This is a genomic window from Nonomuraea sp. NPDC049758 (genome assembly GCF_040674635.1).
In the GTDB taxonomy this organism is placed as follows: domain Bacteria; phylum Actinomycetota; class Actinomycetes; order Streptosporangiales; family Streptosporangiaceae; genus Nonomuraea.
The window spans coordinates 17,721-31,103 of sequence record NZ_JBFAMZ010000031.1 but is presented as its reverse complement, the minus strand read 5'-3'; the positions used below and the strand labels follow the sequence as shown (position 1 = coordinate 31,103).

Sequence of the window (13,383 nt, the reverse complement as noted above, 5' to 3'; positions counted from 1 at the left end):
CTCTGTCACAGATGTCAGCGTCATCACTAACAACGTGCAGATAACATCTCGTTCCGCTGGCTGAGGCGTGGGATTCGGGCGCCTCGACGTGGGACGCGGCCCAGCGCGAGGCATACGCCAACTACCTCGACGCCCCCGAGCACCTGGTCGCCGTCACCGCCCGCTCCAACCGGCAGAAGGCCGACAAGGACCCCGCCGACTGGCTGCCGATCGAGGCCGTCCGCTGCCGCTACATCGCCGAGTGGACCGCGGTCAAACGCCGGTGGAGCCTGACCGTCGACGAGCGGGAGAAGCAGGAGTTGACCTCCGTCGCCGCCCAGTGCCCGAACGCGCCGCTGCCCGCACCGCCGCCTGCCCGCTGACTCCTGCCGGCTCCGGCTGCCTCGCCACCGTTCTCCCCGGCCCTCCCCGGGCCGCTGCTCGCACCGGCGCGCCCGAGGCCGGCCGCCGGTCCCGTCCCTGAGGCTGAACGTCTTCCCCTATGACCTGAGGAGGTCACCAGCATGAACATCGCCCGCCGTCCTCTGGCCACCATCGCGCCCCTGACCGGCGCACTGGCCGGCGCCCTGGCCCTCGCCTTGGCCGCCGGCATCGCACAGCCGGCCGCCGCGAACGCTCAACCAGCCGCGGCCGACTTCCCATGCCCGCCCCTGCTGGGCATCTGCGCCTACGACGTGGACGACAACCTCAGAGTCCTCTACGACGACGAGGCCGACATCGTCCCGCGCATCGTCCGGGCGGCCAACTACAGCGGCGACTCCTGGTGCTTCTACAACTGGTTCGGTTACGGCGGCGACCGCCAAGAGCTGGCCCCAGGACAGGTCACCGACGACTTCGGCTTCGTCGTCCGCGCCGCACGACGCGGACCGTGCGACTGACCTTTTGACTGCCTGACACGGCGGTCCCAGGCCCTCCAGAATGCGCGACGCGCGGCGTCGCGCATTCTGGAGGGCCTGGACGCTGCGCGCGCCGTCGACCGGGTTGGTGGTCGCCCGGCCGTGGTCACTGGCGACGTGCTCGCTGCGGCGCGGGCCGGGCGTGGGTAGTCGGTCACCCAGATCGCCGGCGAGCTCGCCGTCGGCAGGTCGATGCTGTACCGGGCGCTCGAGGACGGCGACCCGGGCAGTCCCATGACCTGATCGCTCCAGCCCGCGTCCATCAGAGCCTTTCACGGACACCGAGGGCCAGGCCGAGGCCGACATGGCACATCCCCGCGAGGCGGCCGTGCAAGTGCGCCGACGCCCACCTACGGTTGGCCTAGGTGAACGCGGCTGGGGCCGGACTGAAGCCAAGCGAATCGATAGGACGGCCGCCGTCGAGTTGCGCACTCTCCAGGAGCGAGTCACGTGCGGCGTTGAGGCCGTGTGGCTCGGTCCGGGCCTGCGCCGAGCAGCCGCGAGACCGACACCCGTCAGGCGCTCGAAGGCGCCGAGCAGGCAGCCGCCATAAAACGACGCCGCCTATGGGCGCTGTCTCAGCTTGGCAGCCCGTAGGGTCCGTTCCAGTTGCCGCCTCCGGTACTCACCCACGACACCCAGCGCTCGTTGCCGTTGACGAAGACATCCAATTGCTCGTTGCTCTGGTACCACGTCACAGGTGTGCTGCCTGGTGGAGCGTGCCCAGGTTCGGTGACCCCGACGGGGCCTGCCCAGGCTCCGACGCCGACCACCCATGAGACGCAGAGCCTGCCGTCGCGGTCGACCACGAAAGCGTCCAGCTGGTTGGTGGTCTGCATGGCGGCGGCGACGCCGGCGCCAGGGGTAGCGATGCTCGGCGTGATGGCGATGGGGCCTTGCCAGGCGCCAACGCCGACGACCCAGGAGACATTGAGCTTGCCGTCGTTGTCGACGAAGAAGACGTTCAACTGCTGGGACGTCTGCTGGGCGGCTGTCAGCGCTGCTCCGGGTGGAGCGACACTCGGCGTGATGGCGATGGGGCCTTGCCAGCTACCGATGCCGGTGACCCAGGAGACGTTGAGCCTGCCGTCGTTGGCGACGAAGAAGACGTTCAACTGGTCATGCGTCTGCTTCGCGGCGATGATCCGGCCACCGGGCGGAGCCACGCCGGGGGGAGTGATCCGCAACGGCCCGTTCCACCAGTTGCCGGGGCCGTCTACGATCCAGGCCACGTAGATGCCGCCGTCGTTGCCGACGAAGAAGGCGTTGAGCTGGTTGGGGAGCTGATGGGCGACGGCGACGTCGGCTCCTGCAGGAGCTATGTTGCCGGGCCCGATGTCTGCCGGTGGGTTCCAAGTGCCAAGTCCGATCACCGATGAGACGTGCAAGCCGCCCCTGTTCCCCATGAACAGCACGTCCAGCTCGCCCTGGATGCCGAACGCGCCTTCGCCGGACTCGCCTGACGGGTCCTGCGCAAAGGGAACCATGGACCGGCCTGCGGCGGCGACCGCACATCCCTGTGGTGCCATGTTGTCCGGGGTGATGCGGAAGGGCGCGTTCCAGGCGCCTGTTCCGACTATCCAGGCGACGTACAGTCCACCATCGCGGCCGATGAAGAAGGTGTCCGTCTGAAGACCGCCTTCGTGGATGCCTTGGTATGCAGCGGCAGTTCTTGCACCAGGAAGTGCCGGATTCATGCCATCTCCCTCCCCCATGCCATGGATGCGCAGCGTTATGAGCTATAGCCGCAGATCGGAGTTGAGAATCTGGGAGGCGGCGAGCTCTTCATGAGGTTGGGCGAGTCTTTTCGTCCGACATGCGCAAACGGTTCTGTGCTGCGGCGCGCCCGACGGGCCCGTCTGGCGCCTCTCCCTGTTCGCTGGGTACGGCGCCTCCCTGGCCGTCGGCGGTGCCGACCCGGCTGGCCACCGAACGGGCCGCGCGCCCCGAAGGCCATCCTCGCCGCCTTGGCCGCGTGGGAGGCCGCCATTCGGCCCGAGGCCGAACGCATGCAGAGCTCGGCCGCCGCGTCAAAGGCGCGTCTACGTCCCGGCCAACCTCCTGATGCTGTGGCTGAGCTTGCTTCCGCTACGGCTGGTGCCCCTGCCGCCGGTGCGCCGGTACATGACCCGCCGCTTCATCAAGGGCTGAGCCTTGTGAGGCATCTGGCCGGGTAAGCAGCCAGATGCAACGTTCCAGGCCTCTGCAGGAACGTGCCCCGACAAGGGGCGCAACCGTCGGTGAGCCGATGAACGCGAGCTCGACGACCCGCTTCACCGGCGTGGTGGTGGCGTTGGAGGTGGAGGGGAGGTGGGCGCGTTGCCGAGGGTGTTGTCGTAGGTGGCGCAGGCATGGTTCTCGATCTCGCGGCCGGCGCCGGCGCGTTCGATGCGGACACGGAACTCCACCGTGGTTCCGTTGGGCGCGTCTGTGCCGAGCCCAGTCAGCGACGGCCTTGGTCCTGGCGGCGAGTGCCGTATTCCGGTGCTACCCGTTGTTGATCCCGGATCAATCGACCAGGGTGCTGGCGGAGGCGTCCGGCGCTGAACCGGCTTGATCGGCCAGAGTGACCGCGACCAGTGGAAGTATCATTGCTTCATGGAAAGAAATAAAGTGGTGCGCGATCTCAACCGTGCCACGTTCGCCCTCATCACCGAAGGGCAGCGCGGCATGGCCAGGGCGTTCGACGCGCCGCGTGTGGGCGTGCTGCGTGCCGTGGCCTCCGGGCGCCTGCGGCCCAGTGAGATCGGCGAGCGGCTGGACATGGCGCCGTCGTCGGTGACCCGTCACGTGCAGGCACTGGAGGACGCCGGCCAGGTGAGCGTGGAGCCGGATCCCACGGACGCGCGTACCTGTCTGGTCGAGGCGACAGCGGCGGGGCGCAAGGAGCTGGAGCGGTTGGAAAGCGCGGGGCTGGCCGCGTTCGAGCAGGTCGTGAGCAACTGGGACGAGGACGACCTGCGCACACTGACCCGCCTGATGCACCGGCTGACCGCCGACTGGGCCGAACGCGGGGCGGCTGTGCGCCGCCAGGTCCGGCCGGCAGGCGTGCCGCGCTGGCGGTTCCGGCCGCAACCCGCCACACCACCCGCCGAGTCCGGTGACTGATCCTTGAGGAGGCCGTCATGGTCGACATTACGCGCTCTTCCGCCTTGCTTCGCTGGACCGGCTGGTGCCTGTACGCCCTGGCCGCCTTCCAGGCGCTCATCGCCGTCCTGCTGCTGCTCAACTGGCAGGACACCGTGTCAGGCTTCACCGGCCGCGCCTTGGCCCCGACCCGGGCCGCCGCCGAGGGGGCCGCCGCCGGATCGCTGGGCGTGCACGTACTCCTGGCGGCCCTGTACGTCCTGGCCGCCGTCAAGGTTCCGGCCGACCGGCGGTGGGCGCGGGTGGTGGCGACCGTCCTGCTCGCGTACAACGTGATCGGCGGGATCGTGACACTGTTCACGATCCCCGGCGAAACGCCACTGAACCCGGCCGGCGTCGTCCTAGCGCTCGCCGCGCTGATCCTGCTGTGGGGGCCACGCCGCAGGCCCCGCCCGCCGGGACTGTCTAGATAACGGCTCTGGCCCACTTTCGGTGGTGACGGAAAAGTAATAGTTCGTGTCAGTCCATCGTTATCTCGGCGCGCCGTGTCACCGTGACGTCGGTGTGACACGGGGTTCCGGTAGCAATCGCGGAAAATCCAGCGAACCCAACTCTGACCTGTGGTTATTCGGCTTCTTGGGACGGTTTACCGATCTTTGCCGCTACGGTTCGTACTGGTTGTGGTGCTTCCGTGGAGGTTGATGGGGTTGGCGACCCAGTTCTTCTCTGATGAGCAGATGGAGCGGCTGCGGTCGTATCCGGACATCGGCCGGGAGGAGCTGATCCGTTCTTCACGCTGACGCGGAAGGATCTGGGCTTCGTCGACAACCTGGACCGTGGCGGCGGGCGCGGGCCCGCGGCGCGGCTGGGGCTGGCCGTCCAGCTGTGCACGTTACCGTGGCTGGGTTTCGTGCCCGATGACATCTGGGCGGTGCCGCAGGCGGCGGTGCTTCGGCTGGCGAACCAGCTGGCGGTGTATCCGGGGATGCTGGAGCAGTACGGGCGGCGGGCGCAGACCCGCAGTGATCATCTGAAGCTGGTGCTGAAGTATCTGGACTGGAAACCGGTTCCGACCAGGAGCGAGGCGCTGAAGGAGCTGGAACAGTTCCTGCTGGACCGGGCGATGGAGCACGACTCGCCGTCGCTGCTGTTTCATCAGGCGGCGGAGTTCCTGATCAGCGCGCGCGTGGTGCGGCCGGGCGTGGTCACGCTGATGGAGATGGTCGCGACCGCTCGGACCGGCGCGGGCGCGTTGACGTCGGAGAAAGTCGATCATCTGTTGACCGGGCCGATGCGGGCGGATTTAGACCGGCTGCTGGTGCACGATCCGGAGATCGGAACGACCCGGCTGGCGTGGCTGACGACGCCCGCGGTGGAGGCGACGCCGACGTCGATCAAGCTGGCGATCGGCAAGCTGATGTACCTGCGCGCGTTGGACGCGCATCTGCTGGATCTGTCGATGCTGCCGCGGGAGCGGCGCCGGTTCCTGGCCACGTTGGGGCGGCGCTCGACGGTGCAGGGATTGAAGCGGCGCGGGGAGCGCCGATTCCCGATCCTGCTCGCGGTGGTGGCCCAGTCCGCGGTGGACCAGCTGGACGAGGTCATTGCCTTGTTCGATCAGGCGGTGTCGGGGCGGGAGTCGCACGCCAAGGCCAAGACGGACGAGGCTTTGGCGAAGCGGGCCAAGAAGGGCGAGGCCCGGCAGCTGCTGATGGATGTGATCTTGCCAATCCTGGTTGACCCGGGCGTTCCGGACGAACGTGTCGGCGGGATGCTGCGGGAGCGGATCGGGATGGACAAGCTCCGCGAGGTCGCCGCGGTGCGATGGAAGCCGCTGCCGCGCGACCATGGGCGGCTGGCGGCGTTGGAGGCGTCCTACACCTACCTGCGGAAGTTCACCCCAGGGTGCTGGCCACGATTGATTTCCAGGGCGGGCCCGGCACCGCGGACCTGATGGACGCGGTCGCCATCCTCAGGGAGTTGAACCAGACCGGCGGCCGGAAGGTCCCGGCCGGCGCGCCGACGTCGTTCGTGCCTGCCCGGTACGCCGACTATCTGGCCAAGGCCCGCAAGAGCGGGGACGACACCGCGTTCCGGCATTACTGGGAGCTGTGCACCGTGCTCGCGTTGCGGGACGGTCTGCGCAGCGGGATGTGTTCGTGCCGGGCTCGCGCCGTTACGCCGACCCGGGCACCTGCCTGTACACCCCCGAGCAGTGGGAGGGCAAACGAGCGGAGTTCTGCAAGCTGGTCCGCAAACCCGCTCAGGCGGTCGAGGCGATCGAGCAGGTCAAGGAGGAGCTCCTCCAGGCCCTGGAGGACCTGGAGGAGACGCTCGCCAGCTCCCCGAACGACGTCGGCGCGGTCCGCCTGGACGAGGTCGGACGGCTGGTCATCCCGCCGCTGTCGGCCGAGGACATCCCGGCCGAGGCCAAGGAACTGCGGGAGGAGCTGTCGGGGATGCTGCCGTTCGTGCCGATTGCTTCCCTGCTGATCGAGCTGGACGCCCGCACCGGCTTCCTGGACTGCTTCACCCACGCTGGCGGCCGCAAGTCGAAGCTGTCGGTAGAGCAGAAACGCAACATCCTGGCCGTCCTGATCGCCGGGGCCACCAACCTGGGCCTGACCCGCATGTCGGAGGCGTGCGGGGTGTCCTACGACACCCTGGCCTGGACCCAGGAGTGGTATGTGCGGGAGGAGACGCTGCGCGAGGCGAACACGGTCCTGGTCAACCACCACTACAAGCTGGAGCTGGCCAAGAAATTCGGTGGCGGCACCATGTCGTCCTCGGACGGGCAGCGCTTCCCCGTCCGTGGCAAGAGCTTGACGGCCCGGGATATGAACATCCACGGTGGCCGGGTCCTGTCGACCTACACCCACGTCTCCGACCAGTGGTCGACGTACGGCACGAAGCAGATCGTGCCGACCACCCGCGAGGGCCACCGACCTTCCGATCACCGAGCACGCAACTGATACGCACGGCGCCACGCTGGTCAACTTCGGGTTGTTCGACCTGGTCGCCAAAGTTTTCACCCCCAGGATGCGCGATCTGGGCAGGATCACCATGCTGCGGGTCGACACCCCGGCGGCGACCAACGCGCTCTACCCGCACGCCGGGCCGCTGCTGGCCGACCGATGGAACGAGGACCTGATCTGTGAGTGCTACCCCGACCTGCTACGGATGGGCGGGTCGCTGAAGTTCGGGGAGGCCACCGCCTCGCTCATCGTCGGGAAGTGGTCGGCCGCCTCCCGGCAGAACACCCTGGCCGCGGCGTTGAAGGAGTGGGGGCGGATGCGCCGCACTATCCACGCCGCCCGCTATCTTTCGGATCCGGTCTACCGGCGCAAGATCTCCCGACAGCTTAACAAGGGCGAGTCGCTGCACGCGCTGCGCCGGGACTTGCACTACGCCCAGCAGGGCACCATTGTCCGGCCTCACCTGCAGGACCAGACCGAGCAGGCATGGTGCCTTACGATCTTGACGAACGCGGTGATCACCTGGACGACCGAGTATTACGGGATGGCGATCAAGGAGCTGCGCGCTCAGGGCCGTGAGGTTCCCGACGAGCTGCTGTCGTTCATCGCCCCTGGCCACCGCGAGAACATCAACTTCTTCGGGTTCATCGAGGTGGACATCGAAGCCGAACTGGCCAAACTGGATGACGGCTGGCGGCCTCTGCGCCCCACGCTGGTCAACGAGTCCGACACCACCTTCCTGATCAACCCTTGATGCCCCCGAACCCTGGAAGGACCGTGATCGCGGCCGCTGCTCCGCTTGCACTGGCCACCTCCGTGGCGCTGCTGCGCTTCCTCGCCGACCCCGCGCTGCGGCGAAGCCACCTCGCTCACGCGGTGACGGGGCTGTAGGAGTTCGATCTCGTGTGAGGCGGCGCTATGGAATGTGTCGGTGTAGGGGCTGAAACGACCGCGTACTGGGCCCAGCTGGCGTCGGCGAGAACATAGCGCCTCGGTAGAGCGGGCAACGCGGCGCTGCTGGCGCAGCTCGATCCTGCCGACCGCGCCCGGCAGGTGTGCGCCGCCTCGTTGATGAATTGAGCAGGCCGGGCTCTGAGTTCAGTCGGCGGTGCGGGCTGGGCGGGTCGACCATACCTGTGCCACCAGGAAGGTGCCCGCGCCGAACAGCACCACGCCAAGGGGCACGTGGATGGCAACGTCGCCGCTGGCGCCGACCACGAACTGGATGCCGGTCAACAGGACCATTGACGCGCTGACGATCAGATATCGCGCTGATCCGTGGCCCACCCGCCACACCAGGAGCGCGGCGATGACCTGGAGGACCAGCGCGACAGAGACGGCGCCGCCCGTGGCATCGTGCAACTGGCGGCCGCCCTCGTTCGACAAGAGCTGTCCAGCGGTGAACGCCTGCATCAGCAGGGTGGCAGCCAGGAACAGCGTTGTCGCCTTCATCAGGCCAAAGAACCGGGGAAGCGGGGCGTGCTCCGCGTGAGCCGGAAAGGGTAGCTTGGCCGACGATGACATGGGATCACTCCTTGGTGGTCGTTTTGCTGGGTGGGGTGAAAGGGTTTGCTGGCTGCGGTGACTCACCCCGGATCCGGACAAGTGCCGAGCCGCCCCCCTGGACAGGCTTCAATGACGATCTGCTCCTGGTTGCGGGTGGTGTCAGTTCTCAGCGGCCACCCGCTCACCAGATCACCCGCAGCGTGCGCACGCCGTACACCAGGCTGAAGACCCGGAAGTCCACCCGCTCGTATGCATCGGCCAGGGCCAGGTTGGGGAAGCGTCGCAGCAGGGCAGGGAAGGCGATGCGCATCTCCATCCGCGCCAGCGGCGCCCCGAGACAGTGGTGCACCCCGTGGCCGAAGGCGACGTGGCCGGCGGCTCCCCGGGTGATGTCGAGGGTGTCGGGATTGTCGATGAAGGCAGGGTCGCGGTTGGCGGCGGGAAGCGAAAGGATCACGAGCGAGCCCGCGGGAATGGCATGCCCGGCGATCTCCACATCCGTCGTGGTCGTACGCGGTGGCAGCGACTGCACGACGGACAGCCAGCGCAGCAGCTCCTCGACGGCGGGCTCGACCTGCGCGGGATCCTCGCGGATCATCGCCAGCTGGTCCGGGTGCCGCAGCAGGGCCAGGGTGCCCAGGCCGAGCATGTTTGAGGTGGTCTCGTGCCCGGCCAGCAGCAGAAGTCCCGCGATGCCGATCAGCTCATCGGTACTGAGATCGTGGCCGTGCTCGCGCACCAGCATGCCCAGCATGTCCTCGCCTGGATCCGCCTGGGCGCGGGCCACCAGGCCCGCCATGTAGGCGCGGTCCTCCCGCTGCGCCGCGAGGCACTGCTCCATCGGCAAGGAGGTGTCCAGCAGGCGCACGGAACGCTCGTGGAACTCGGCGCGATCTGCATGCGGCACGCCTAGCAGCTCGCAGATCACCAGCGACGGCACCGGCAGCGCGAAGTGTGACACTAGATCGGCCGGCTTGCCGGCCCGCTCCAGATCGTCCAAAGCCGTCTGGACGATCTGGATGATCCGCGGCTCCAGCCTGCGCATCCGCCGTGCCGTGAATTCCGGGGTGAGCATCCGGCGCAACCGCGTGTGCTCGGGCGGGTCGAATCCGATCAGCTGCCCGGCCTGCATCCTGGCCAACTCGTCGGCGTCCATCTGCCCGGATCCCGGGAACGGCGTCAGGGCACTGCTGAACCGGGCCGGATCCGACAGTACCTGGCGAACATCCTCGTGGCGGCAGACCAGGTACGCGGGCGAGCCGAACGGCGTCTCGACCCGGACCACACCCTCTCCGTCACGAGCCCCGGCCAGCTCCTCAACCGGGTTGAACCCGTTCCGCCGCATGTGCAGCGGCAATTCCGGCGCTTGCGTCATCATCTGTCCATTCATCTGGTGATCGAGTGAGATCTTCAGGTGCGGGTCTTGGCCAGCAGGTCGATGACCTCGGCGGTGGTGGCGCTCTCGCCGAGCAGGGGAAAGATCCGTTCAACGCTGTTGCGATGCGCCTGCGAGTTCAGATCGGTCATGGCGTCGGTCACCAGCGTGACGTTGTAGCCGTGTTCGTAGGCGGCGCGGGCGGTGGACTCCACGCCGATGCTGGTGGCAATCCCGGCCAGCACGACCTGTGTGACGTCGCGACGGCGCAACTGCAGGTCGAGGTCGGTGCCGTAGAAGGCACCCCAGGAGCGCTTGGTCACGGTGATGTCGCCGGGGTGGCCAGCCAGGTCATCGACGATGACGTCCCAGCCCGCGGGCAGGGGGCCAGGCGGGCGCGGAATCTCGGTGCGTCCTGGAGCAGCATCCGATCCGTCCGCGCGGGCCGTGACCCGGACCAGGACAACCGGAGCGCTGTGGTCGCGAAAGGCGTCGGCCAGTTCGACCGCACGGGCCACCACCTCGGCGCCGGTGTAAGGGGTTGCTGGGCGGGCGACGAAGGCGTTCTGCAGGTCGATGAGGACGAGTGCGGTTGTTGTGTCGATAGTGGTGACGGGCATGAGTGAGCCCCTCTCCGGGATGCGGTGATGAGTCCAGGCGTCAAACTGAGTCCCCGAACGCCGCTGGCGAGCGAGGTTCGGAGGAAGCCTTGTTCTCGGAGCTCCGGGCCGTGGAGCTCCGAGAACAAGGCCAGGCCGCGGTCATAGGGCCGGCTCAGGGTTGGGTGTCGAGCCACTCCTGGAAGGTCGGGCCGGCGAGCTTGGCATGCGGGCTGGGCAAGAACCCGCCCTCGGCGGCGATCTCGGCATCGGGCATGCCCGAGCCGTCAACGCCGGCGACCTTGATGCCTCGGCGGGCGCCGAGTAGTGCGGCCGCCTCCGCCAAGATCTCCTTCCGGGGTCCGGCGATCTCGGGGATCGGCGTTCTTGGAGCGGGCTCGCAAGGGTTGAGGGCCAGGTCGACCAGTTCCTCGGCCACGGTGCGGCAGGCCACGAGCTGGGTGGGCAGGGCCGGGATGTAGGCGACGTCGCCCTGCTGCCAGTCCAGAAGCTGACCGACGAACTCGTGGAACTGCGCGGCCCGCAGGATGCGGACGGGGATCGGGCCGGACAGGAGGAGTTGCTCGTGCACCTTCTTGGCGGCGAGGAAACCTGCGGTGGCCTTGTCGACGCCGATGATGGACGCCACGGTGATCTGGGCGACCCCCGCCTTCTGGCCGTACTCGTGCAGATTGCGGGCCGAGGTGCGGAAGAACTCCGTCGCCGCCTCCTGGTCGGAGGCGTGCCACGAGGCGACGTCGATGATGACATCCACCTCGGTGAGCGCCTCGGCCAAACCCTCACCGGTGATGATGTCCACGCCGGTGGCTCGGGACATCGGCACGACCTGGTGCCCCCGTTCGGTGAGGACGTCGACGACATGGCCTCCCAGCCGCCCGGTCGCTCCTGCCACCGCGAACGTGGTGATGCTCATGCTGGGTGCCTTTCTTACTCGCTGTAGTTCTGGCCGGGGGGCATGCCGGGGATCGGCTTGGCGATGAGAGCGGCGGGGGTGAAGAAGCCGATGTGGGCGATCGCCATGATGAGCGTCCAGAGCGCCTTGTCGTCGTAGTGCGCGGACGCCTTGGCGTACAGCTCGTCGGGGACGCGCTCCCCGGACGGGTTCGGGGTGAGGACCGCCTCCACGAGCTCCAGTGCGACTCGTTCGGCGTCGGTGAAGTAGGCGGCGTCCCGCCAGGTGGCCACGGCGGTGATGCGCTCCTCTGATTCCCCTGCCTGGCGGAGGTTGCCGGTTTCCCGGATGGTGAAGTACGTGCTGCCGAGCAGCTGCCCGGCGCGCAGCTGCAGCAGGTGGACGGTGGTCTGCGGAATCGCGCCGTTCTTGATGACCTTGTGCAAACCTCCGGCGACTTCTGCCATCTCGGGGACGAACGGGAGGGGGTTGGGCATGCGCGACCGGAGGTCGGTCGTCGTGGGTGCAGACATGGCGAGGGCTTCCCTTCTCAAACTCGGGCTCGTGGTGTCGCGTGCCGTACGGATCGTTCGCACGGCGTCCTGACGAACACGAGACGCCGGCTACCCGCCCTCCGTAACAGCGCTGTCATGTGACGTGGATCACCGATCGCGCGTGTTACGAAACGGTCGGGAGCGGCGTCTCATGCGTGTGGTAGAGCTGAACGCGGACAGGCAGGGGCCAGGCGTGAGTGAGCGCAGCGAGCGAACGACGGACACACCGGGGCCGCTCGACCGTGCCGACCGCGTCGACCCCGCCACCGAGGCGTTCGTCGCCCATCGCAACCTGCTGTTCACCGTCGCCTACGAGATGCTCGGTTCGGCCGCCGACGCCGAAGACGTCCTGCAGAAGACCTGGCTGCGCTGGGTGGACGTGGATCTCGACACCGCGCGAGAGGAGCGTGCCTACCTGGTGCGGATCGTCACCCGGCAGGCGCTGGACCGGCTGCGTGCGCTCGGCCGGCGTAAGGAGTCCTGCGTCGGACCGTGGCTGCCCGAGCCGTTGCTGACCGCGCCTGATGTGGCCGAGGACGTGGAGCTGGCCGACAGCGTCTCGATGGCGATGCTGCTGGTGCTGGAGACGCTCCAGCCGATCGAGCGGGCCGTGTTTGTGCTGCGCGAGGTGTTCGACCTGGACTACGACGAGATCGCCGAGGCCGTCGACAAGAGCCCGTCCGCGGTCCGTCAGCTCGCCTATCGGGCCCGGGCACACGTCGCCGCGCGCCGGCCACGCGGCACCGGCTCCCCGGCCGAGCACCGAGCCGCCCTCCAGGCTTTCCAACGAGCGGTCGAGACCGGCGAGCTGCAGAGCCTGCTCGACATCCTCGCGCCGGACGTCGTCGCCCTGAGCGACGGCGGCGGTGTCAAGCATGCCCTGCTGCGGCCCATCGTGGGGGCTGACAACGTTGCTCGCTTGCTGGCCGTCGGCTGGTGGAAGCGCGACGCGGAAAGGTCCGTCGAGTTGGTGCAGATCAATGGCGGCCCGGGGCTGCTCGTCCGAGTCAACGGCGAGATCGATGGCGTGGTGGCGGTGCGAGTGGAGAACGGCTACGTTACCGGCACCTACCACGTGCGCAATCCCGAGAAGCTGTCGCGTATTGACCAGCAGACCGCCGTGACCCGCTGAGAACCCGTCAGGAGACCTGTCACCCGAGGAATCCTGAACGCGCAGATCTTCGCGCACGGTCGCGGCCGGTGTGGTCGCGGCCGTACGCCTGACGTCTCGGGCTCCTTTGTCCGAGCACCTGCCGCTACAAGCCGAATACGAAATGCCGCTGGAAGGCGAAGAACACGATCGCGGTGGGGCGCGCCAGAATGCATCTCACAGGACACCAGCTCACGGTTGACGCCCAAGCTGCGACACAGAAGATGAATTATCTGTCGCACTGGCGGTTGCCGGATCCTGTCCGCCCAGTTCGGCCTTCGCCGCGCCACGGGCGACTCGGCAACATTATGTGTCACATCCCACGTGC

General features: G+C 68.0%; 13 protein-coding genes and 1 pseudogene. 7 read left to right on the top strand and 7 right to left on the bottom strand.

Going from position 1 to position 13,383, the window contains the following annotated elements; genetic code table 11:
• The first annotated feature begins 56 nt into the window (after positions 1 to 56).
• Both AB0J46_RS46680 and AB0J46_RS46675 read left to right on the top strand, forming a co-directional pair.
• Entirely contained in the window at positions 57 to 362 is a 306-nt protein-coding gene (locus tag AB0J46_RS46680; protein WP_364342328.1) for a DUF1524 domain-containing protein, read from the top strand.
• Positions 363 to 503: 141 nt separating this feature from the next.
• Positions 504 to 878: a hypothetical protein gene (locus AB0J46_RS46675; RefSeq protein ID WP_364342203.1), complete on the top strand. Its 375-nt coding sequence runs from the start codon at positions 504 to 506 to the stop codon at positions 876 to 878.
• A gap of 596 nt (positions 879 to 1,474) precedes the next feature.
• Here the strand turns inward: AB0J46_RS46675 and AB0J46_RS46670 are convergent.
• Together AB0J46_RS46670 and AB0J46_RS46665 are read right to left on the bottom strand one after the other, a co-directional pair.
• A complete protein-coding gene (locus AB0J46_RS46670) occupies positions 1,475 to 2,593 on the bottom strand; it encodes a hypothetical protein (RefSeq protein ID WP_364342200.1) in 1,119 nt (372 codons plus the stop codon).
• A gap of 576 nt (positions 2,594 to 3,169) precedes the next feature.
• Positions 3,170 to 3,304, bottom strand: coding sequence for a hypothetical protein (locus AB0J46_RS46665; protein ID WP_364342198.1), 135 nt, complete (start codon positions 3,302 to 3,304; stop codon positions 3,170 to 3,172).
• A gap of 190 nt (positions 3,305 to 3,494) precedes the next feature.
• On the opposite strand from AB0J46_RS46665, the gene AB0J46_RS46660 reads away from it, so the two are divergent.
• From AB0J46_RS46660 to AB0J46_RS46645, 4 genes and pseudogenes are all read left to right on the top strand, one after another.
• Positions 3,495 to 4,004: a MarR family winged helix-turn-helix transcriptional regulator gene (locus AB0J46_RS46660; protein ID WP_364342195.1), complete on the top strand. Its 510-nt coding sequence runs from the start codon at positions 3,495 to 3,497 to the stop codon at positions 4,002 to 4,004.
• A gap of 17 nt (positions 4,005 to 4,021) precedes the next feature.
• Complete coding sequence (locus AB0J46_RS46655) at positions 4,022 to 4,456, top strand: hypothetical protein (protein WP_364342192.1); 435 nt, start codon at positions 4,022 to 4,024, stop codon at positions 4,454 to 4,456.
• A gap of 323 nt (positions 4,457 to 4,779) precedes the next feature.
• Positions 4,780 to 5,937, top strand: a complete 1,158-nt coding sequence (locus AB0J46_RS46650; RefSeq protein WP_364342325.1) for a DUF4158 domain-containing protein — start codon at positions 4,780 to 4,782, stop codon at positions 5,935 to 5,937.
• A 505-nt stretch (positions 5,938 to 6,442) separates the two neighbouring features.
• A pseudogene (locus AB0J46_RS46645) lies at positions 6,443 to 7,712 on the top strand (transposase).
• 344 nt (positions 7,713 to 8,056) lie between these two features.
• Here the strand turns inward: AB0J46_RS46645 and AB0J46_RS46640 are convergent.
• From AB0J46_RS46640 to AB0J46_RS46620, 5 genes are all read right to left on the bottom strand, one after another.
• Positions 8,057 to 8,482 (bottom strand): hypothetical protein, encoded by a 426-nt coding sequence (locus AB0J46_RS46640; RefSeq protein ID WP_364342189.1) that lies wholly within the window; start codon positions 8,480 to 8,482, stop codon positions 8,057 to 8,059.
• A gap of 163 nt (positions 8,483 to 8,645) precedes the next feature.
• Positions 8,646 to 9,854 carry a cytochrome P450 gene (locus AB0J46_RS46635; RefSeq protein ID WP_364342186.1) on the bottom strand — a complete coding sequence of 403 codons (1,209 nt, stop codon included), beginning with the start codon at positions 9,852 to 9,854 and terminating at the stop codon, positions 8,646 to 8,648.
• Positions 9,855 to 9,874: 20 nt separating this feature from the next.
• On the bottom strand, positions 9,875 to 10,459 hold the full coding sequence (locus AB0J46_RS46630; protein ID WP_364342183.1) for an isochorismatase family protein: 585 nt from the start codon (positions 10,457 to 10,459) through the stop codon (positions 9,875 to 9,877).
• 154 nt (positions 10,460 to 10,613) lie between these two features.
• Entirely contained in the window at positions 10,614 to 11,372 is a 759-nt protein-coding gene (locus tag AB0J46_RS46625; RefSeq protein WP_364342180.1) for a hypothetical protein, read from the bottom strand.
• A 14-nt stretch (positions 11,373 to 11,386) separates the two neighbouring features.
• The gene (locus AB0J46_RS46620; protein ID WP_326642816.1) at positions 11,387 to 11,884 is read right to left on the bottom strand and encodes a carboxymuconolactone decarboxylase family protein; all 498 of its coding nucleotides are present in this window, start codon (positions 11,882 to 11,884) and stop codon (positions 11,387 to 11,389) included.
• Positions 11,885 to 12,098: 214 nt separating this feature from the next.
• Here AB0J46_RS46620 and AB0J46_RS46615 point away from each other — a divergent pair, with 214 nt between their 5' ends.
• Positions 12,099 to 13,037, top strand: coding sequence for an RNA polymerase sigma-70 factor (locus tag AB0J46_RS46615; RefSeq protein ID WP_364342176.1), 939 nt, complete (start codon positions 12,099 to 12,101; stop codon positions 13,035 to 13,037).
• Positions 13,038 to 13,383: the final 346 nt, after the last annotated feature.

What these genes read in the sequence shown, in the direction of transcription:
- AB0J46_RS46675 (WP_364342203.1), top strand. Translation starts at nt 504, where the DNA reads ATGAACATCGCCCGCCGTCCTCTGGCCACCATCGCGCCCCTGACCGGC.
- AB0J46_RS46670 (WP_364342200.1), bottom strand. Translation starts at nt 2,593, where the DNA reads ATGAATCCGGCACTTCCTGGTGCAAGAACTGCCGCTGCATACCAAGGC.
- AB0J46_RS46660 (WP_364342195.1), top strand. Translation starts at nt 3,495, where the DNA reads ATGGAAAGAAATAAAGTGGTGCGCGATCTCAACCGTGCCACGTTCGCC.
- AB0J46_RS46655 (WP_364342192.1), top strand. Translation starts at nt 4,022, where the DNA reads ATGGTCGACATTACGCGCTCTTCCGCCTTGCTTCGCTGGACCGGCTGG.
- AB0J46_RS46640 (WP_364342189.1), bottom strand. Translation starts at nt 8,482, where the DNA reads ATGTCATCGTCGGCCAAGCTACCCTTTCCGGCTCACGCGGAGCACGCC.
- AB0J46_RS46635 (WP_364342186.1), bottom strand. Translation starts at nt 9,854, where the DNA reads ATGAATGGACAGATGATGACGCAAGCGCCGGAATTGCCGCTGCACATG.
- AB0J46_RS46630 (WP_364342183.1), bottom strand. Translation starts at nt 10,459, where the DNA reads ATGCCCGTCACCACTATCGACACAACAACCGCACTCGTCCTCATCGAC.
- AB0J46_RS46625 (WP_364342180.1), bottom strand. Translation starts at nt 11,372, where the DNA reads ATGAGCATCACCACGTTCGCGGTGGCAGGAGCGACCGGGCGGCTGGGA.
- AB0J46_RS46620 (WP_326642816.1), bottom strand. Translation starts at nt 11,884, where the DNA reads ATGTCTGCACCCACGACGACCGACCTCCGGTCGCGCATGCCCAACCCC.